We start from the raw sequence: 20,320 nt of genomic DNA, 5'->3' as shown, positions 1-20,320 counted from the left end.
TCTCAGACGCTCTTCGGCTCGACCAGCATCCGGCCCTTCATCTCCATGTGCATGGCGTGACAGAACCAGGAGCAGTAGTACCAGTAGACGCCGGGACGATCGGCGGTGAAGGACACCGACGCGGTGGCGTGCGGCGCGACTTCCATCTGGATGCCGTAGTTGACGATCGAGAAGCCGTGGGTGAGATCCTCGACCGTGTCGATGTTGGTGACATAAACGGTGACGTGATCGCCCTGCTTCACGTCGAACTCGGTGAGGCCGAAGTTCGGCGCGGTGGCAACGATGTAGACCCGCACCTTGTCGCCGTCGCGAACCACCTTGGAGTCTTCCTCCAGCTTCACGCCGTCGGCCTTGGCCTGCTTGACGGCGTCGGCGAACATCGGATCCGCCCGATCCCAGACCGAGATCGGATTGATCTTGGAGCGATGCACGATCGTCGCGTCATGCGGCTCAGCGAAGCTCGGACCGTCGTGCACCAACTTCATCTTCTCCCCGGAAATGTCGATCAGCTGATCGTTCTCCGGCTTCAGCGGGCCGACATTGAGGAACCGGTCCTTGGAGAATTTATTCAGCGAGATCAGCCACTTTCCGTCAGCTTCCTTGGTCTGGCCCATCGACGAGTGGTTGTGGCCCGGCTGATAGTGCACATCGAGCTTGTCGATGATCGGATTGACCTTCTCGCCCTTGTAGGCGCGCTTGGCCAAATCGATGTTCCACTTACAGATCTGGCTATCGATGAACAGCGTGGTGTAGCCGTTGCCCTTGCCGTCATAGGCGGTGTGCAGCGGGCCGAGGCCGAGTTCCGGCTCGGCGACGACGACGTCGCGCGGATTGATCTTGTCGTCGAACAACTGGTCGAACAGCCGCACGTCCATCACCGTCACGGTCGGCGACAGCTTGCCGTTGGCGACAATGTGGATGCCGTCCGGCGCGGTGTTCATGCCGTGCGGACCGTTCGGGACCGGGACGTAGCGGGTGTAGGGCGAGCCATGGCGGCCGTCGATCACCGGCACGCCGCCCATTTCCTTGAAGTCGCCCTTCTTCACCGCCTCTTCGATCCGCTTCAGATTGAAGATCACCACCCAATCCTGGTCGTTGGCGGTCATCTCGGCGGCGGTGACGCCCTCTTCCGAGTTGTAGCAGGTGGCGAAGGCGTACTTGCCCTGGTAGTCGGCATCGACGTTGTCGAGGTTGCCGTCGACCATCACCTGCCAGGCCACCTTCATGGTGTCGCCGTCGACCGCGGTGAAGATCGCGTGGTAGTCCTTGGTCTTCGTCAGGTTGTGACCGTCGTTCGGCAGCGGCACGCGGTCTTCGCCGTTGCAGAACACGTAGCCGGTGCGCGGATACTTCTGGACGCGCAGACCGTGCACGGTGTGCTGGTTCGGCAGCTGGATGATCTTGTCGCACTTCATCACGTCGAGACGGACACGCGCGACGCGGGTGTTAGCCTTGTCATTCATGAAGGCGTAGCGGCCGTCATAGGTGCCTTCGGTGAACGACAGATGCGGGTGATGCAGGTCGCCGTTGACATAAGTGCCTCCGCGGCTCTTCAGGAATTCGCGGCTCTCGGGCAGCAGGCCCTCGGTCAGCACCTTGAGGCTTTCGTTGGTCTGGCCCCAACCGGTAGCGCTGCAGCGGTTGAACACCGGGACCCGCATCAGCTCGCGCATCGACGGCAGACCAACGATCCGCAGTTCGCCCGACTGGCCGCTGGAGAAGAACACGTAGTATTCGTCGAGCTCGCCCGGATGGACTTCGCTCTTCTGAATCGCAGGACGCGCCGGGCTGCTCGGCTTGGTCTGCGCTTCTGCGGTCGCGATCAGCGTGCCGCCGGTGCCGAGGGTCGCGCCGCCGACAATGCCGACGCCGGCCGCGACGGCACTGCTTCCGAGTAGCGTTCGTCGGCTAAGGCCGTGTCCGTGATCCTGGTCGCCCATAGTGCTCTCCTTGGGGTTTTACTGTGCTGGAGGTGGTTGAGTGGCGCCCGCCGACTGGGCGGCAAGCGGCTTGCCCCCGGCGAGGATCACGGTCGCGGGGCCTTTGCCGCCGCGCATCGATGTCGACGATAGCGCTTCGCGCTTTTCCCGCTTCAGCCGCAGCTGAATCATGTGCGGGCAGCGGTGATCGTCGAAATACAGTTCCTGGCAGTGCATGCAGTAGATGCACTCGTTGACGTTGATGTGCCCTTCCGGGTGGATCGCCTGGACCGGACATTCCTTGGCGCATCGCTGGCACGGCGAGCCGCATTCCGGCCAGCGGCGCAGCCATTCGAACATCCGGATACGGCCCGGGATCGCCAGCGCTGCACCCAGCGGGCACAGATAGCGGCAGAAGAACCGTTCGACGAACAGGCCGGCTGCGAGCAGCGTCGCCGCGTAAACCACGTACGGCCATTCCCGCGCGAATTTGAGAATGATCGAGGTCTTGAACGGCTCGATCTCGGCGAAGTGCTCGGCGGCCGCGGTGGAGTAGATCGACAGGCCGAACAGCCCGAGGAACACGATGTACTTGACCGGCCACAGCCGCTCGTGCAGCCCCCACGGCACGTTGAACTGCGGGACCTTCAGCGCCTTGGCGATGTTGTTGAGCAGCTCCTGCAGCGCTCCGAAGGGACACAGCCAGCCGCAGAACGGTCCCCGCCCCCAGAACAGCAGGGCTGCAGCCACCGACGCCCACAACACAAAGATCAACGGCGCCGACAGGAAGTAATCCCAGCTGAATCCGGTGATCAGGGAATTCGTGAAGGTCAGGACGTTGACGACCGAGAGCTGCGCGTTGGCGTACCAGCCGAGCCAGACCAGGATGAAGGTGAGATACGCGCGGCGCACCCAGACATAGACCGTCGGCCGCCGGACCAACTGGTTCTGGAAGAAGAAGATCAGCGTCAGCGTGCCCAGCGCGACGGCAAGAATGCCGATCCGCACCAGATCGCCGCGCCAAATCCGCATCCACAGCGGTTCGTCCTGCGCCTCATCTGCGGCGGCCGCCGAAGGCGAAGCGGGCTTGGCTGGAGCACCTGGCGCAGAGGCTGCCGGCGCCGGCGTGTCGCTCACCGTCACGGCGCGCTGCTCGCGCTTGATATAGATTTCCGGCAGCGCGTAGCCGAGGTCGAAGGTCAGGAACGCCTTGTCACGCGCGCCGATCACGCGCTGCACCAGGAGCTGCAGCGACCACGGCTCGGTCGGATCGAAGCCGAACTCGGTCGGCACCAGGAACAACCCGATCTCGGGGAAATCCGGCGCGCCCTCGGCGGCAAGGTCGCCGAGCCGGGTGTGATCGCGATCGCGGAAACGGATGCTGTTGCCGTCCTGGATCAGCTCGATGCGATCGAAGATGCCGCCACGCACGTAGCCGGAGCCCTTGAACGAATAGGTGCCGTGGCCGGCGATCACCAGGGCCTGCTGTCCTGGCTGCAATCGCGCTTTCAGCCGCTGATAGCCGTCATCGCCGAGCAGGCTGCGTCCGATCGTCGGTACGCCGACATCAGCAGCATAGAGCTCAATGAACGTGTCGGTCGGCTCGCCGGGCTCGGGACGAGCCGCCGCTTCGCGGTTGCCGGATTTCTCGAACGCCTGATCGACGTCCGCATTGGTCAGCAGCAGCCGGCGCACCGAACCGTCGCCGACTAGGCTTTCCCAGTCCCGCACCTCGCTCTTGGTGAGATCGACCGTCTTGTTGACCGGAGGCGCCTGCGCGACGTCTCCCTGCCCGCCGCCGATACGGCCACTCTTAATCAGTTTGGTCGCCGAGCGTACGATACTGTCGCCGATCACCAGCACGGTGACGGTCGCGCCGCTGACGATATCGACTTGCGGCGCCGCTGCCTTGCCGCGCGCCACCGGCGCCATATCGGCACCGATCAGCTTGTTGACGGCGGCGAGGATCTTGGCTTCCGGAATGCCGACCAAAACGATCGGCTCTTTGTGATCGACCAGCTTCAGGCCGGTGATCACACCGTTCGGATCGATGCCGATCAGCATCTGGATCGGCTTGCCGGAATAGCCGGTGGCGTTAACAAAGTCCGAATTCAGATAGGCGAAACCCAGTAATCGATCGCCTTGATACGCCGGGGCGAGCGCAGGATCGCCCTGCATCGGACCGAAGCGGTCTGCGCCCGGCACGAGCTCGGAAGGTGTCGCACGGCCGAGATAATCGCCCAGATGGCTCGCGGCATCAGCAGCCGTCACGCTGCTCGCCAAAGCGAGCAAAAACAACAACAGGGCAAGGATTGGGCGCAATCTTCTCAACGGTCCGGTTCCAAGTAGTGAACAGAACGCCGTTGTTCTGGATCGCGTGGTCGACTTTCGATAGCAGCCGACAAAGACACCGATTTGCGCCAGCGCAAATTCGGCACATAATGCCTAAACTGCTCAACCAGAGACGACCATGCGTAACACTCCGCTCTTGACATCAACACCGACGCACGCGGTGAAGACTCTTGCCGAGCTCTACGCCATCGCTCTGGCGCAGGCCGAACGCGCCGCCTCGACTTACGATCAGATGGCGGCGTCGCTGACAGATGACAGCGATCACAGTGTCGAACCTGTGCGCTGTGTGTTCGAGACACTGCGCGAGCGCGAACAGGATCGGATCGCCGAGATCAAGCTACGTCGCTCGACTCTTCCGCGCAAGGAGGCCGATGCCGCACCCGCGATCGGCCCCGTTGAAGATCTGGTTCCAAAATCGGAACTCGTTGAACTGGCCGACTCGTCACTTTCCACGCCGTACCAAGCGTGGGCGATCGCCGTTCGGCATCGGCAGCGAGCTTTCGTGTTCTGGACCTACGTCGCGGCGCATGCCGCAGCGCCCGAGCTTCGAATCGCAGCGGAAGCGATGGCGCGAGAAGCGCTGGTCGACTCCGACCTGCTGCGGCGCGAGCGCCGGTTGGCGTGGCGAGCCGAGCAACCACGCAAAGGCGAGGACGCAGTGGAGCAGACGACGGGGGAAATGTCCTCGGCCGCACTGATGGAAAGCCTGCTGCTGAAAGAGATCGTCCGCTGGTCGCAAACTCTGCCGCCAACGGACCAAGAGCGGCTGTTGTCATCGAATGGCCTTGCTTCAGCCGACCTTGCGGCTCTCAGCGCCGAGCTGCCGGGGAAATCCGACAGTGAGACCACGGCAGACGTGCCGCGACGCGTGGTGCGCTATGCCGAGCAACTGACCTCGATTTATCTGGACGAATCCGACCGCGCCACCGATCAGGCGGGTTTGGAACTGGCGCAGAGCCTCGCCGCCTCGTCGATCGCCCGGCTCGCACGGCTGCGGGCGTTCGCCAACTCGCAGCGATCTTAAGAGCGCGTCACGTCGCCGCTTTTGTTTGCGCCCCGACAACGATCGCGGGCGCCGTCGCGGCGATGCTGTATGCATGACAGATCAAATCACCACCGTCATCGACGTCAGGCTGTTTCCCCGGCCGCTACGCCATCCGATCGTGTTCAGCCTGTTCGACCAGCTCACGCCCGAGCGAGGGCTTGAGCTGGTCAGCGATCACGACCCGCGGCCGCTCCGCTATCTGTTCGACGTGAAGCGGCCCGGGAGTTTCTGTTGGGACTATCTCGAGAGAGGGCCGGAGACTTGGCGCGTCAGGATTCGCAAGGCGCTCCAAGTCCCCTACTGCAGAGCCGCAGTGGGATAGTTTGCGCGCCACAGCGCGGCCAGCATTCCGACCAGCGCGCTAACGCACAGCCGAATTGCCTCATGGCTTGAACTTCGCCTGCCCGGTCTTGCCGTCCGCCGTCTTCAACGTAAGGCTGACCGAGGCGCCTTTAGCGATCTCCGATTTGGACTCGGCCTTCAGCGCCGTGCCGGCTGCAGTGAGTGGCAGCGTCTCGCGCTCGCTTCCGGAAATCAGCAAGGCGGCGCCGGAGAAGCCGTTGGTCGGCAGCGGCTTATTCGACTCGTCGAAGACGTTGAACGTCACGGTCTTGCCCGAGGCGACCATCTCGACATGCACCCCGGCGACATCTTCGACCGGGCCGCCGTTCGGCCCCTTGTGGTGGTCGTGTTGCGCCCACGCCGGCGCGGCGAACAACAGCGCGGCTGCGACGATCAGCATCTTCTTCATCGATGAGCTCCTTAAGTGTTAGGGACAGGATCCGTATCGGCACACGCAGTTGCCGTTTCGCGGCGGAACAGGATGTAGAGCGCAGGCAGCACCAGCAGCGTCAGGATCGTCGACGACACGATGCCGCCGATCACCACGGTCGCCAGTGGCCGCTGCACCTCGGCGCCGGCACCGGTGGCAAGCGCCATCGGCACGAAGCCGAGCGAAGCGACCAGCGCGGTCATCAGCACCGGACGCAGCCGCGTCAGCGCGCCCTCGCGCACCGCCTCGACGATCCGCCGGCCTTCGCCACGCAGTCGCTCAATGAAGGTGATGATGACGAGGCCGTTCAGCACCGCGACGCCGGACAGCGCGATGAAGCCAATGCCGGCGCTGATCGACAGCGGAATGTCGCGCAGCAGCAGCGCGAAGATCCCTCCGGTCAATGCCAGCGGCACACCACTGAACACCAGCAGTGCATCGGCAGCGGAGCCGAGGCTGATGAACAGCAGCAGGAAGATCAGCAGCAGCGCGATCGGCACCACGATGGTCAGGCGCTGGGTCGCCGAGACGAGTTGCTCGAACTGCCCGCCCCAGCCGATCCAATACCCGGCCGGCAGCTTGACCTTGTCGGCGATCAGCTGCTGCGCCTCGCCGACGAACGAGCCGAGGTCGCGGCCGCGGACATTGGCCGAGACCACGATGCGGCGCTTGCCGTCTTCGCGGCTGATCTGGTTCGGCCCCGGTGCCACCACGATCTCGGCAAGCTCGGACAGCGGTGCGTAACGCATCTGGGACAGCGGCGAGACGCTGAACGCCGCCGGTGTGGCTTTCGCCTGCCCCTCGGCCGGCGGCAGCGGGATCGGCAACGCCTTGATCGCCTCGATATCGGTACGGATCTGATCCGGCAGCCGGACGACGAGATCGAAGCGGCGATCGCCTTCAAACACCAAACCGGCCGATTTGCCGCCGACAGCGATCTCGACCAAATTCTGCACATCGGCAACGCTGATGCCGAACCGCGCCAGCGCCTTGCGGTCGAGCTTCACCGTCAACACCGGCAGCCCGGCGACCTGCTCGCTCTTCACGTCGGCGGCTCCCTTGATGGTCTGCAGCACCGACTGCACTTGCCCGGCGACCTGGGTGAGCACATCGAGGTCGTCACCGAAGATCTTGACGCCGACATCGCTGCGCACGCCGGAGATCAGTTCGTTGAAGCGCAACTGGATCGGCTGCGACAGCTCATACAGGCTGCCCGCCACCTGCTCGGCCGCCGTTTCGATTTGTTCGACGACCTCAGCTTTCGGTTTCTTGGGATCCGGCCATTGATCGTGCGGCTTCAGCATCACATAGCCGTCGGAGATCGACGGCGGCATCGGGTCGGTCGCTACCTCCGCCGTGCCGGTGCGGGCGAACACATCCTTCACCTCAGGAATTGCCAGGATGCGCTTCTCCAGCGCGATCTGCATGTCGAGCGATTGGGTCAGGCTGGTCCCGGGAATCCGCATCGCCTGGATCGCGACGTCGCCTTCATCCAGGCTCGGAATGAACTCGCCGCCCATCCGCGTCGCCATGTAGCCGCTGACGACCACGAGCATCACGGCCGCCATGACGATCAGCCGCCGAAACCGGATCGCCAGATCGAGCAGCGGCAGATACGCCCGGTGCGCCAGGCGCATGAACCAATTCTCTTTCTCGGACACTTTGCCTGTGACCAGCAGCGCTACCGCGGCGGGCACGAATGTCATCGACAACAGGCTGGCGCCGAGCAGCGCCATCAGCACGGTCAACGCCATCGGCGTGAACATCTTGCCTTCGACGCCCGTCAGCGTCAGCACCGGCAGATACACCACCGCGATGATCAGCGTGCCGAACAGACTCGGTTTGATCACTTCGCGCGAGCCGGCGATGATGGTCTCGAACCGTTCCTGACGGGTCAGCAGCCTGCCTTGCCGCTGCTGCTCGTGGGCCAGCAGCCGCAGGCAGTTCTCGACGATGATCACGGCGCCGTCGATGATGATGCCGAAGTCGATTGCGCCGAGGCTCATCAAATTGGCGCTGACCTTGTTCTCGAACATCCCGGTGATGGTGAACAGCATCGCCAGTGGGATCACCAACGCAGTGGCAAACGCCGCTTTGAAGTTGCCGAGGATCAGGAACAGGATCGCGATCACCAGCAGCGCGCCCTCGACGAGGTTCTTCTCCACCGTCGCGATGGTGGCGTCGATCAGATGGGTGCGGTCGTACACCGCGCGGAGCGACATACCTTCCGGCAGCGACTTCTCGATCTGCTGCAGCTTCGCGGCAACCCGCTGTGCCACGGTGCGGCCATTATCGCCGATCAGCAGCATCGCGGTGCCGAGCACGACCTCCTGTCCGTTCAGCGTCGCAGCGCCGGTGCGCAGGTCGGTGCCTTCCTTCACCTCGGCGACATCCATGATCCGCACAGGCACGCCGCTGCGCGAGCCGATCACGATCTGCCGGATTTCCTCGACGTCACTGACCTGCCCCGGCGTGCGCACCAGATACTGCTCGCCGTTCTTCTCGATGTAGCCGGCGCCGACATTGGCGTTATTGCTGGCGAGCGACGTCATCACGTCGCGGAAACTGAGGCGATGGGCCATCAGCTTCGCCGGATCGGGCAGCACGTGGAACTGCTTGGCGAAGCCACCGATCGTGTTGACTTCGTTGACGCCGGGGACGTTGCGCAGTTGCGGCTTGATGATCCAGTCCTGCGCGGTGCGCAGGTCGCTGGGCGTGAACGGCTTGCCGTCGGCGCGCGTCGCACCCTGCTTCGCCTCGACGGTGTACATGTAGATTTCGCCGAGCCCGGTCGAGACCGGTCCCATTGCGGTCTCGATTCCGATCGGCAGCACATCCTTGGCGCGCTGCACGCGCTCGTTGACGAGCTGCCGGGCGAAGTAGATATCGGTGCCGTCCTTGAACACCACGGTGACTTGGCTCAATCCGTAGCGCGACAGCGACCGCGTGTTGACGAGGTTCGGCAGCCCGCCCATCGCGGTTTCGATCGGAAAGGTGATCCGCTGCTCGACTTCAAGCGGCGAATAGCCGGGCGCGTTGGTGTTGATCTGAACCTGGACGTTGGTGATGTCTGGCACCGCGTCGATCGGCAGCCGCGTGAAATTCCAGGCGCCGAACGCGCCCATCATCAGCACACCGATCATCACCAGCCAGCGCTGGCGGACGGAGAATGCAAGAACCCGGTCGATCATGCGCGATCTCCGCGAACCGAGGCGACCACATTAGTGCTCATGGGAGGCCGATCCCTTGCCGAGCTCTGCCTTCACCACGAAGCTGTTGGCTGCGGCGTAGCGATCACCATCGAGCAAGCCGAACACGACCTCGACATTCTCGGCATCGCGGTCGCCGAGCTCGACGTCGCGCACCTCGAACTTGTCGCCACTGCGGACAAACACCACGCTGCGATTTTCGACAGTCTGGATCGCCGAGGCTCGCACCGCGAGGGGCACCGGCTTGGCCGAGAGGATCAGCCGCGCCGAGACGAACAGGCCGGTGCGCAGGCGCAGCGCATCGTTCGGCACCACGGCACGGGCGAGCGCGCTCTGCGTATCGCTGCTGCCGACCGGGGAGATGTACGACAGGCTGGCCTCGATCGGCTTGCCGCCGTCGGCGACGTCGATCAGGATCTTGTCGCCGATCCGCACCCGCGGCAGATCGCGCCGATACACCGACAGGTCGACCCACACCGTGGAGACATCGGCGACGATGAACGCCGGCTTCTGCTCGGAGGCGTATTCGCCCAGCGAAATCTGGCGATCAATCACGGTGCCGGAGATCGGCGCGCGCATCTCGTAGACGCTGAGGCTCTGATTGCTTTCGATCTTGGCGAGCAGCTCGCCCTTCTCGACCGTGTCGCCGATCCGCTTCTTGATCTCCCGAACCACGCCGGGGAACCGCGGCGTGACCTGCACCAGCGTCTCCTGGTTGGGCTGCAGGATGCCGTTGAGCACCAGCGACTCGTGCAGCGTCTCCGCTTTGGCGGTGCGGATCTCGATGCCTGAGGCCGCGACCTTGGCGTCGCTCATCTCGACCGCACCCTCCTCGCCGTGGCCCTCATGACCATGGCCCTTCTCACCCTCGGCGTGATTGTGTCCCTTCGAGTCCTTCGCAGCCTGCTGGGCCGGCTCGCGCGATCCGATCGGCGCGTAGGCGGAAACGGCGGCACCGAGCGCAAACATCGCGGCGGCACCACAGATCAACATCAACAGTTTCATCATCGCGCGCCTCCCCGCGCCAATGCGAAAGGATTGCCGACGAGCCCCTCAATGGTGGCGACGGCGACATGGAAATTCTGCTGCGCCTCCTGCTCGCGCAGCCGCGCCTGCGCGACGCTGCCTTGGGCATCGAGCACTTCGAGCAGCGAGTAGCGCCCCTGGCCGTAACCTTCGGAGATCGCGGCGGCGGCATCCCTGGCTTTCGGGATCGCGGTGTCGCGCAAGATTGCCAGCTCGCGCAGCGAGCCCTGCAGCGAGTCGTAGGCCCGTCCCGCGATCACGATCAGCGTATTGCGATTGGCCTGTCGTTCCGCCGCGGTCTTGGCCAGGCTCTCCTGCGCCGACAGGATGTTGCCCTGGTTCTGATCGAACAGCGGGATCGGCACCGACACCGATAAACGGACGGCGTTGTCGCCGGTCTCGTTGTAGCGCCGCCAGCCCGCCGCCACGGTGACGTCCGGATACGGCTTGAGGCGCGCCAGCAACAGCTCGGCGTTGCGCTGCGCATACACCGCCTTCCAGCGCACCAGCTGCGGGTTGGCGTCGATCGCCGCGATCACGGACTGAAACGCCGGCGGTTTGCCGATCGCTTCGAGCCGGCCGGAGACCGCAGCGAACTTCGCCGCCGTGTCGCCCATCAGGATCGCGAGCTCGCGGCGGGCGGTGGCGAGCGCCGACCGGGTGCGTTCGCGATCCGCCTTCACCAGCGCGGAAGCGACCTCGGCCCGGCCGGTCTCCGCCACCGACGATGCGCCGGCTTCGACGCGGCGCTGCAGCAGCGGCGTGATCGCGTCGATCGCGACGATCTGCTCGTCGAGGATCTGAATGCGCCGCTGCAACCCGAGCACGGTGACGAAAGCGATCGCGGTCTCGGACAGCACCTCGAGCCGCACGGCCTGGCGACCAATGGAGGCGGCATCGAGCCCCGCCTGCCCGGCGGCGATGCGGGCGTCGCGCTTGCCCCATAGCTCGAACATCTGGCTGATTTGCAGCGTCGACTCGGCCGACCGCGTGCCGCGATACGCGCCTGAGCCAAACGAATTGTCCTGCTCGTAGGAGATCTCGGGATTGATCAGCGCACCGGATTGAATGCGCTGGCCCCGCGCGATGCCGACGTCACGTTCGGCGGCGGTGAGCCGCGGACTGGCGTTGAGGGCGCGCTGCAGCGCGTTGCCCATAGTCAGCGTTTGCGCACGGGCCTCTCCCGCCAGCACACAGCCGGCGAACAAGACGGCCGCGCACGCGAGCCGCGTGGCGATCGAAGACAACATGATGAAGACCTGACGAACGACGGATTGAGGGCGCGTGGCACCCAGCGGTCATGTTCAGATCAGGGCTTTTGGTGGCGGAGGTTCGATTCCACGCTGAACGCTGCGGCGTTCGGCGTCTTCATAGTGCATGGGCGCAGTGGCGAGCTCGGCCGCGGTCGCGACGACGCTCGGGCTCGGCAGCGACACCGAGAAGCAACCGTGGCAGTGGTGATCGCCCGCGATGATGTTATCCGAATGGTCGCCGCCGTGCGACGGCAGCGAGACGATCGCAGTGGCGGAACCGGTGGTCACGTCGAGATCGCACAGCCCGTGCATGGCGCCCGCGAGCAGATACATCGCCAGCACGGCCATAGCGACGGCCTGGCGCGAGATGCGCAGCAGACGATGCTGGAAAATGCGGGCGATCAGCTTCACGATGGCACTCACGGGTCGAGACAAGCGGATAACACGCGCCTCGCATCCGTGTCGATCTGCAATAACATAACAAAATCGCGCCGGATCGATCTGTCGCAGGCCGGGAACCCGCCTGCTCCTTCGGGCCTACTGCAAAGCTGCCGTGACCGGCAGATCGTCGAGCACGCAGCTTCGCCAATCAGTTCCACATCCCGCCGGCCAGCTTCCGCCGATGGCCATGAACAGCGCCGCCGCATCTGACAGGCGCGTCGCCTCCGCCTGAACATGCGCGATCGAGGCATTGAGGTAGGTCTGCTGGGCATTCAGGACCACAACCTGATTAACCTGCCCGAGCGCAAGCTGCTTGCGGATGATGTCGAGGCTGGCCTTTGCTGCGGCCTCCGATTTGGCGGCAGCGCGCACCAGGGCTGCATCGTGCTGCAGGCTCTGCAGCGCGTCGGCGACATTCTGCAGCGCCGAGATCACGGCCTGGCGATACTGCGCATCGGCTTGATCGAGCGCCGCCTCGGCGGCGCGCTGCTTGTGCAGCAAGGTCATGCCGTCGATGATCGGCTGGGTGGCATTGGCGGCCAGCAGATAGAACCCGGTGCCGGGCGCGAACAGTTGCGCAAAGTTGGTAGCGCTCGCGCCGGCCGTGCTGGCGCCGACGCTGATGTTCGGCAGGCGCGCCGCCACCGCCACACCGACCTGCGCGCTTACCGCATGCAGATTGGCCTCCGCAGCCCGCACGTCCGGCCGGCGTCGCACCAGCGTGCTCGGCACCACAACCGGAATGTTGCGCGGCAGGCTGAGGCGCGCCAGTTCGAAACGCTCCGGGACTTGGGCTGCCGAATAGTTGCCGGCCAGCGCGGTCAACAGATCTCGTTGAATCGCGAGTTGCTTCTCCAGCGGCGGCAAGGTCTGCTCGACCTGGGCAAGCGCCGCCTCCTGGGTCAGGACATCCACCTGCGCCGCCTGCCCTGCCTCGAACTGCGACTTCAGGATGCCGAGGATGTCGCGCTCGAGCGCCACGATCTTCTTGGTGGCAGCGATCTGGCCTCGCAGCGAGGCTTCCCCGATCGCCGCGGTGACGACATTGGCGGTCAGCGTCAAATGCGTCGCCTCCAGCACGAACTGCTGTTGCTCGGTGACGGCATCAAGACTCTCCACCGCGCGCGCGTTGCCGCCCCAGACGTCGAACGTGTAGGCGATGTTGAGCTGCGCGGTGTGCAGCGACAGCCGCTGCTGCGGCGAATCGGAGGCCTCGTTATTCGACGTCAATTGTGTCGATGGACCATAGCTGGCGCTGACCTGCGGAAAGAACAGTCCACGCTGCGCCAGCGCATTGAAGTGCGCCACCTTGATTGCAGCATCCGCCGCCTGCAGGGTCGGATTGCGCACCACCGTCGCGCGCACCAGCCGGTCGAGCGGCTCGGAGCGGAACGCCGACCACCAGCGGGTCGGCACATCCTCCGCGGCGACAAACGGCTGGGTCTTGCCTAGCGACTTCGCCGGCAAGGCAGCCGCCGTGTAACGATCGACCTCGGGGGACGGCGGCTGTACGAAATTCGGCCCGACAGCACAGCCGGCGACGAAGATGCACGTGCCGAGGGCGCTAAGCCAACGCAGCATCACGGCTCTCCCTGTGGTGCGGCCTGGGGAGTAGCGCTGCTTCGACCGGCCTCCTCGCGAGCAAAAGCGAGCTTGCGCAGCGCCGGTGCCACCGCCAGCAGCAACAGCGGACCGATGAACATGCCGCCGACCACAACGGTCGCCAGCGGCCGCTGCACCTGGCTGCCGATGTCGTGCGAGAGCGCTGCAGGAAACAGCCCGACGCCAGCCGACAGCGCCGTCATCAGCATCGGCCGCATCCGTTGCTCGGAGGCCTGCCGCACCGCATCGGCGACGCTCACGCCGCTGGCGCGCAGCTCGCGGAAGTATGTGATGTTGAGGATGCCGTCCATCACCGCGACGCCGAGCAGCGAGATGAAGCCGATCGCGGCCGAGACGCTGAATTCCAGTCCCGACAGATACAGCGCGATGACGCCACCGCCGGCCGCGAACGGAATGCCGAGCAGTGCGATCAGGCTGTCGCGCAGCGTATTGAACAACGCGTAGAGCAGCACGAACACCAGCAGCAGCGTGATCGGGACCACGATCATCAGCCGCGCTTTGGCATCCTGCAGATTGTCGAACTCGCCGGACCAGATCAGCCGATAGCCGGGCGGCAGCTGCACCGCATCGTTGACCCGCTGCTGCGCCTCGGCGACGGTGCCGCCAAGGTCGCGGCCACGGACGCTGAACTTGATCGGAATGTAGCGCTGGCTCCTCTCGCGGTAGATGAAGGACGCGCCGGTATCGAGCGAGATGGTGGCGACTTCGCTGAGCGGGATGTAGGCGTTGACGCCGCTCGGCGTCGCGTAAGCGATCTTCAGCTCGCGCACCGCATCGACGCTTTCGCGAAACTTCGGATCGAGCCGCACCGCGACGCCGAACTGTCGGTCGGCTTCGAGCACTGTGGTGGCGATGCTGCCGCCGACCGCCGCCTGAATCACCGAATTGACATCGCCGGTGTTGAGGCCGTAGCGCGCGGCGCGCTCGCGATCGACCTTGATGTTGAGATTGGGCTGGCCAAGCAAATGAAACACGCCGAGGTCGGCGACGCCGCGCACCTTGGCCATCTCCTGCATCACTTGCCCGGCGAGTTGCTCCAGCACCTGCAGGTTCGGACCGACGATCTTGACCGAGTTGGCGCCCTTCACCCCGGACAGAGCCTCCTCGATATTGTCCTGGATGTACTGCGAGAAATTGAAGGTGACGCCCGGCAGCTCGGCGTCGAATTCCTTCTGCAGCTGCTCCGCCAGCATCTCCTTGGTCAGGCCGGCTGGCCATTCCGAGAACGGCTTCACCGGGGCGAACAGTTCGACGTTGGAGAACGCAGAGGCGTCGCTGCCGTTGTCGGGTCGGCCGTGCTGTGACACCACGGTGATGACTTCCGGATGCCGCAACAGGATCTCGCGCATCTTGCGGACGTAACTGGTGCCGGCATCGAGCGACATCGTCGGCGGCATCGCGGCCCGGATCCAAAAGTTGCCCTCCTCCAGCGCCGGCAGGAACTCGCTGCCGAGACGGCTCGCCGCTAGACCGGCGACACAAAGGAACACCAGGCCAACAACGGCCGCGACCTTGGTGCGGCCAAGCGACCAGCGCAGCACGGGCTCATAGGCGCGGCGCAGACCGCGCACGATCGCGGTCTCGTGTTTCTCAATGGTCTTCGGCAGCAGCAGCGATGCCAGCACCGGTGTGATCGTGAAGGTCGAGATCAGCGCACCTGCCAGTGCATAGCCATAGGTCCGCGCCATCGGCCCGAAGATCTGGCCTTCGACGCCCTGCATGGTGAACAGCGGCACGAACGCCGTCACCGTGATTGCAGCGGTGAATAGCACCGCTTTGTCGACCTGCAGTGCGCTGAGAAAGATCAGCCGCAGCCGATCGGTCCACACCTGCGGCTCGCCTGTACCGGCGCCGCTCTGCTGCAGCTGCACCAGCATCCGCCGCTGCTGCTCGGCCGGCGACTGCAGATTGCGGAAGATGTTCTCCATCATGATCACGGCGGAGTCGACGATGATGCCGAAATCGACCGCGCCGAGCGACAGCAGATTGGCATCCTCGCCGCGCAGCACCAGGATGATGATCGAGAAGAACAGCGCGAACGGAATGCTGGCGCTCACGATCAGCGCGCTGCGCAGATCGCCGAGAAAGATCCACTGGATCAGGAACACCAAGAGGCAACCGACGATCAGATTGTGCAGCACCGTCCGGGTGGTTACCGCGACGAGCGCGCCGCGATCGTAATACGGCACGATCTTGACGCCGGACGGCAGGCTGCCGTCGCGATTGAGCTTGGCGACTTCCTCCTCGACCTTCGGCACGATATCGTTGGTGTGCTGGGTCCGCCCCATCACCACGATCGCGGCGGCGACGTCGTCGCTGCTGTCGCGCCCGGCGATGCCGAGCCGTGGCACATAGCCGACCGAGACCTTGGCGACATCCTTGATCTGGATCGGCAGCCCGCCCGACTGGGTCAGCACGACGTTTTCGATGTCCTGGACCTTGTAGCCATTGGCGATGGAATCATCGCCGCCGGAATCGACCAACCCAATGCCGCGGATGTTCACGGACTGTTGGCCGATGGTGATTTCGCGCGCACCGACGTTGAGGTTCGCGTTGCCGAGCGCCGACACCATCTGCGGCACGGTGATGTTGTAGGCCTCCAGCTTCTGCAGGTCGGCGTCAACATTGAACTGCTTGGTGGTCCCCCCCCAGGCGTTGATCTGCACCACCCCAGGCACCGTCATCAGCCGCCGCGCCACGATATAGTCCTGCACGGTGCGCAGATTGGTCAGCCCGTAATTCGGCGGACCGACCAATTGATAGCGGAAGATCTCGCCGACCAGGCTCGACTGCTGAATGGTCGGCACCAGATTATTCGGCAGCGAAATGTTCTGCTGGATCGAATTGGCAGCCTGCGTCAGCGCGAAATAGTAGTCGACCCCGTAGGCAAAGGTGACGCGGACGAACGATAGGCCGTAGAACGATGTCGAGCGGATGTTGACCACGCCGGGTGTCGGATACAGCCCGACCTCCATCGGGATGGTGTAGTACTTCTCCATCTCCTCGGCTGATAGCCCCGCGGCCTGCGCGGTGATCTCGAGGATCACCGGCGCAGGATTTGGATAGGCCTCGACGTTGAGCCGGGTGAACGCGGCGATGCCGGCGCCACCGAACACGATCAGCGCCAGCACGATGATGGCCTTGCGGGTCAGGCCGAACTCGATGATGCTCTTGAACACGATGAACGCCGCCGGCAGTTGTGTCGGTCAGCCGCTCGCGGCGTTCGCGAGCTTGTTGCTGAGGAAGATCGCGCCGGCGCCCACCACCAGCTCACCCGGGGCGACGCCGTCGAGGATCTGGCGGCGGCCGTTTTGCGCCAGACCGATCTTGACCAGCCGGCGCTGAAAGCTGCGGCGGTCGCGTGTCACCCAAACCGCCATGGTGCCGTCACCTTCGCGCACCACCGCATCGAGCCGCACCGCGGGGGACGTCACCGGCTTCGCCACCTCGATAGTGAAATTGGCCAGCATGCCGGGGCGCAGCAGATTGGCCGGGTCGTCGATCTCCGAGCGAACCAACTGGCGGTGCGAACTCGGATCGATGCTGCTGCCGAGCGCCGTCACCCGGCCGCGAAACACCTGCCCAGGATAGGCCGCAACCCGCGCTTCGACCGGCTGGCCGAGCCGGAACGCGGGCGCATCGGTCTCGACGACGTTGGCCACCATCCATTTGATCGACAGATTGGCGAGCGTCAGCGGCGCAGGCGCGCTGCCCGGTTGCACGTAGAGGCCGGGTGCCGCGTTGCGTGCGGTCACCTGCCCGTCCACCGGGCTGCGCACGATAAGGGTCGAGTCGACGTGTCGCTCGGCGATGATGCGGTCGATCTCGGCTTCCGATTTGCCGAAGATGCGGACCGCATCGCGCGCGGCCTTGTGGTTGCCTTCGGCGGTCTGCTGATCGGACGTGGCCTGATCGACATCGCGCTGCGGCGCACCGCCGGTCTTCAGCAGCTGGCGCACGCGGTTGAGATTGCGGTTCTGCAGCTCCAGCACGCCGGCGGTCGCCAGCAGCGTCGACTCTGCCTGCAGCAAGTCAGAGCTGTCGATAGTGAACAGCGGCGCGCCCTTCTTCACCTCGTCGCCGAGATTGAAGAAGGTGTCGATGATGCGTCCGGCATAGGGCGTGAACACCTGCACCAGCAGGTTTTCGTTGTAGGCGATCGAACCCAGCGCGTCCTTGGTGATGCGGAATTCGCTCTGCTCGACCGCTTCGATGCTGATCGCCTCGACCTGCTTGGCCGAGAGCGCGATCGTCTGCTGGGCGAGATCGATGCCATCCCGGCCCGTATCCGCCGGCTGCGCCCCTGCCGGCGCGACGAGACTGCCGGATCGCATGGCAAGCCCCACGCACCCGGCCGCAACCAGAAGCGCGACCGCTGCAGCGTAAATCAGTGTTTTCCAGCTGTGCTGCATCTGCGCCCCCGCAGTCGAACAGATCGGCCGTTTCCGGACGCCTTCGCTGTGGTTAGCAGACCGAGCTTACACCAACCTGACACGGCGCCCTCGCGCTCGCAAAATTACCAATCATGGCGCAGATCTGTCTGCTGTACGCTCGCGGCTTGCACGTGGTACGAAGCCCAAGCACAGATCGTCAAAGCTTTGCCCCGCGATGCGCCTCCTGATCGTCGAAGACAACCTCGAATTGGCGGACCTGATTTCGCGGGGCATCAACGCCGCCGGCTACGATGTCGACATTGTCAGCGGGGTCGAGGATGCGCGCGCTGCACTCGCATCGGTGAACTACGTCGCGATGGCGCTCGACCTCGGATTGCCGGACGGCGACGGCATGTCGCTGTTGCGCGAACTGCGCGCCGGCCATGAGTCGATCCCGGTGCTGGTGCTGACCGCGCGCAGCGGCGTGCAGGACCGCGTCTCCGGCTTAAAGGCCGGTGCCGACGACTATCTGGTCAAGCCGTTCGCGATCGAGGAGATGGTGGCGCGCATTGAAGCCATTCTGCGTCGCCCTGGTCAGCTGCTCGGCCGCTCGCTTACCCTCGGAAATCTGACTTTCGATACCGAAGGCCGCCAGATCTTGATCAGTGGCGAGCCGCGCCTGTTGTCGGGCCGCGAGCTCAACGTGCTCGAATTGCTGCTGCGCAGGCAAGGTCGCGTCGTGCCGAAGAAGACGCTCGAGGATCAGATCTTCGGCCTCGGCGGTGACGTCGCCTCGAATGCGGTCGAGGTCTATGTCTCGCGGCTGCGCAAGCAGCTCGAAGAACTCGGGGCCACGGTGCAGATCCGGACGATTCGCGGCGTCGGCTATCTGCTGTCGGAGATCAAGTAAGTGTTCCGGCGCGACTCGCTGACCACCCGCATCCTGCTGCTGCATGTAGTGGCGCTGACGATCACCGCGGTGGTGCTGCCGCTGATCCTGTTCTGGCTGCTCAATCGCGAGATCGATCGGCTGCACAGCGATGCGATGCGTCGCCAGGCCGAAGTCGTTGCCGAACATCTCACCTTCGGCTCGGACGGGCAACTCGATCTCATCCTGCCGCAGGACTTGCGTGACGTGTATTCGGCCGCCTATGGCCGCTATGCCTATGCGGTGATCGACAGCTCGGGCCAAGTGCTGTTCAGTTCGAACACGGACCGCAAACCGCTGCTACCGCGCCGATCCGCGGACCGCGCCTCGTGGTTCGGTCTCGTCACCGGATCGACCGGCCTTTCGGGAGACAGCATCGAGCGACGCATTGGCGGCCGGACACTGACGATCCAGGTGGTCGAAGATCTGTCGAATGGCGACGTCATCATTGACGACATCGCCGCCAACTTCTTCCATCGCGCCGGCTGGATCGTTCTGCCGATCCTGCTGCTGCTCCTCGCCTTCGACATCGTGATCTTCCGGCGCGCGATCCGCCCCCTGGTCGACGCTTCGGAGCGCGCCGCCAGTATCGGCCCGAGCCGCACCGACATCCGGCTGCCGATGCAGGGCATCCCCAGCGAAATCCGGCCGTTGGTCAGCGCGGTCAATCAGGCGTTCGATCGGCTCGAACACGGCTTCAACGAGCAGCGCCGGTTCACCGCGGACGCCGCTCACGAACTGCGGACGCCGCTCGCGATCCTCAGCGCGCGGATCGAGACGCTGGAGCCGAAACCAGCCGGGAAAGACCTGCAGCGCAATCTTACCGCGATGAGCCGGATCGTGTCGCAGCTGCTTGATGTCGCCGAGATGGACGCGATGCGGGTCGATCCGGACGAGACCGTCGACCTCGTCGAGATCGCAACCGAACTGATCGAGACCGTCGCGCCGGCTGCGCTCGCCGCCGGCAAGGAGATCGGCCTGCGCGGCGGCGATCACCCCGTCCCTGTGCGCGGCAATGCCGAGATGATCCGGCGCGCGCTACGCAACCTCGTCGACAATGCGATCCGCCACACACGACCAGGCACCGAGGTGATGATCGAAGTCGATGCGGCGGGCCCCTGCGTCGCGGTGCGCGATCATGGCCCCGGCATCGCCGAGGCCGATCGCAACTTGATCTTCCAGCGATTCTGGCGGGGCAACCGCGCCCGCAGCGATGGCGCCGGACTGGGCCTTGCGATCGTCAAAGCGGTCGTCGACGAACATGGCGGTGCCATCGACGTGGCCGACGTTCCGGGCGGCGGCGCGCTGATCACGTTGACGTTTCAGAAGCCGGAGGTGACCTCACGCTGACGCGCGCGGCCTGAGAGGGAGCATGTCGG

General features: G+C 64.7%; 14 protein-coding genes. 4 read left to right on the top strand and 10 right to left on the bottom strand.

Going from position 1 to position 20,320, the window contains the following annotated elements:
* Positions 1–2: 2 nt before the first annotated feature.
* On the bottom strand, positions 3–1,940 hold the full coding sequence (gene nosZ, locus RPPS3_RS10510) for a TAT-dependent nitrous-oxide reductase (protein WP_107344022.1): 1,938 nt from the start codon (positions 1,938–1,940) through the stop codon (positions 3–5).
* Positions 1,941–1,958: 18 nt separating this feature from the next.
* Positions 1,959–4,190, bottom strand: coding sequence for a 4Fe-4S binding protein (locus RPPS3_RS10505; protein WP_434006781.1), 2,232 nt, complete (start codon positions 4,188–4,190; stop codon positions 1,959–1,961).
* Positions 4,191–4,431: 241 nt separating this feature from the next.
* On the opposite strand from RPPS3_RS10505, the gene RPPS3_RS10500 reads away from it, so the two are divergent.
* Together RPPS3_RS10500 and RPPS3_RS10495 are read left to right on the top strand one after the other, a co-directional pair.
* Positions 4,432–5,295, top strand: a complete 864-nt coding sequence (locus RPPS3_RS10500; RefSeq protein WP_434006780.1) for a hypothetical protein — start codon at positions 4,432–4,434, stop codon at positions 5,293–5,295.
* A 73-nt stretch (positions 5,296–5,368) separates the two neighbouring features.
* Entirely contained in the window at positions 5,369–5,638 is a 270-nt protein-coding gene (locus RPPS3_RS10495) for a DUF2249 domain-containing protein (RefSeq protein ID WP_107344020.1), read from the top strand.
* Positions 5,639–5,698: 60 nt separating this feature from the next.
* On the opposite strand, the gene RPPS3_RS10490 is transcribed toward RPPS3_RS10495, so the two are convergent.
* The 8 genes from RPPS3_RS10490 to RPPS3_RS10455 form a co-directional block, all read right to left on the bottom strand.
* Positions 5,699–6,067 carry a hypothetical protein gene (locus RPPS3_RS10490; RefSeq protein ID WP_107344019.1) on the bottom strand — a complete coding sequence of 123 codons (369 nt, stop codon included), beginning with the start codon at positions 6,065–6,067 and terminating at the stop codon, positions 5,699–5,701.
* 11 nt (positions 6,068–6,078) lie between these two features.
* Positions 6,079–9,279, bottom strand: coding sequence for an efflux RND transporter permease subunit (locus tag RPPS3_RS10485; RefSeq protein ID WP_107344018.1), 3,201 nt, complete (start codon positions 9,277–9,279; stop codon positions 6,079–6,081).
* Positions 9,280–9,309: 30 nt separating this feature from the next.
* Positions 9,310–10,305: a divalent metal ion exporter adaptor subunit IhpB gene (gene ihpB / locus RPPS3_RS10480; RefSeq protein WP_107344017.1), complete on the bottom strand. Its 996-nt coding sequence runs from the start codon at positions 10,303–10,305 to the stop codon at positions 9,310–9,312.
* Positions 10,302–11,573, bottom strand: a complete 1,272-nt coding sequence (gene ihpA / locus RPPS3_RS10475; protein ID WP_107344016.1) for a divalent metal ion exporter subunit IhpA — start codon at positions 11,571–11,573, stop codon at positions 10,302–10,304. The genes ihpB and ihpA overlap by 4 nt, the downstream gene beginning before the upstream one ends.
* Before the next feature lie 54 nt (positions 11,574–11,627).
* The gene (locus RPPS3_RS10470; protein ID WP_107346544.1) at positions 11,628–11,987 is read right to left on the bottom strand and encodes a hypothetical protein; all 360 of its coding nucleotides are present in this window, start codon (positions 11,985–11,987) and stop codon (positions 11,628–11,630) included.
* Between the two features lie 126 nt (positions 11,988–12,113).
* The gene (locus RPPS3_RS10465; RefSeq protein WP_107344015.1) at positions 12,114–13,598 is read right to left on the bottom strand and encodes an efflux transporter outer membrane subunit; all 1,485 of its coding nucleotides are present in this window, start codon (positions 13,596–13,598) and stop codon (positions 12,114–12,116) included.
* Entirely contained in the window at positions 13,598–16,819 is a 3,222-nt protein-coding gene (locus RPPS3_RS10460; protein WP_107344014.1) for an efflux RND transporter permease subunit, read from the bottom strand. The genes RPPS3_RS10465 and RPPS3_RS10460 overlap by 1 nt, the downstream gene beginning before the upstream one ends.
* A gap of 27 nt (positions 16,820–16,846) precedes the next feature.
* Entirely contained in the window at positions 16,847–17,974 is a 1,128-nt protein-coding gene (locus RPPS3_RS10455; protein WP_107346543.1) for an efflux RND transporter periplasmic adaptor subunit, read from the bottom strand.
* 274 nt (positions 17,975–18,248) lie between these two features.
* Here RPPS3_RS10455 and RPPS3_RS10450 point away from each other — a divergent pair, with 274 nt between their 5' ends.
* Both RPPS3_RS10450 and RPPS3_RS10445 read left to right on the top strand, forming a co-directional pair.
* Positions 18,249–18,923, top strand: a complete 675-nt coding sequence (locus RPPS3_RS10450) for a response regulator transcription factor (protein ID WP_107344013.1) — start codon at positions 18,249–18,251, stop codon at positions 18,921–18,923.
* Positions 18,924–20,291 carry a sensor histidine kinase gene (locus RPPS3_RS10445; protein WP_107344012.1) on the top strand — a complete coding sequence of 456 codons (1,368 nt, stop codon included), beginning with the start codon at positions 18,924–18,926 and terminating at the stop codon, positions 20,289–20,291.
* The last annotated feature ends 29 nt before the right edge of the window (positions 20,292–20,320 follow it).

The sequence above is a fragment of the Rhodopseudomonas palustris genome (assembly GCF_003031265.1).
Lineage (GTDB): Bacteria > Pseudomonadota > Alphaproteobacteria > Rhizobiales > Xanthobacteraceae > Rhodopseudomonas > Rhodopseudomonas palustris_H.
Note: the sequence above shows the minus strand (reverse complement) of the source record. Positions and strands in the feature narration are given on the sequence as shown.

What these genes read in the sequence shown, in the direction of transcription:
- ihpA (WP_107344016.1), bottom strand. Translation starts at nt 11,573, where the DNA reads ATGTTGTCTTCGATCGCCACGCGGCTCGCGTGCGCGGCCGTCTTGTTC.
- RPPS3_RS10455 (WP_107346543.1), bottom strand. Translation starts at nt 17,974, where the DNA reads ATGCGATCCGGCAGTCTCGTCGCGCCGGCAGGGGCGCAGCCGGCGGAT.
- RPPS3_RS10485 (WP_107344018.1), bottom strand. Translation starts at nt 9,279, where the DNA reads ATGATCGACCGGGTTCTTGCATTCTCCGTCCGCCAGCGCTGGCTGGTG.
- RPPS3_RS10495 (WP_107344020.1), top strand. Translation starts at nt 5,369, where the DNA reads ATGACAGATCAAATCACCACCGTCATCGACGTCAGGCTGTTTCCCCGG.
- ihpB (WP_107344017.1), bottom strand. Translation starts at nt 10,305, where the DNA reads ATGATGAAACTGTTGATGTTGATCTGTGGTGCCGCCGCGATGTTTGCG.
- nosZ (WP_107344022.1), bottom strand. Translation starts at nt 1,940, where the DNA reads ATGGGCGACCAGGATCACGGACACGGCCTTAGCCGACGAACGCTACTC.
- RPPS3_RS10490 (WP_107344019.1), bottom strand. Translation starts at nt 6,067, where the DNA reads ATGAAGAAGATGCTGATCGTCGCAGCCGCGCTGTTGTTCGCCGCGCCG.
- RPPS3_RS10450 (WP_107344013.1), top strand. Translation starts at nt 18,249, where the DNA reads ATGCGCCTCCTGATCGTCGAAGACAACCTCGAATTGGCGGACCTGATT.
- RPPS3_RS10465 (WP_107344015.1), bottom strand. Translation starts at nt 13,598, where the DNA reads ATGCTGCGTTGGCTTAGCGCCCTCGGCACGTGCATCTTCGTCGCCGGC.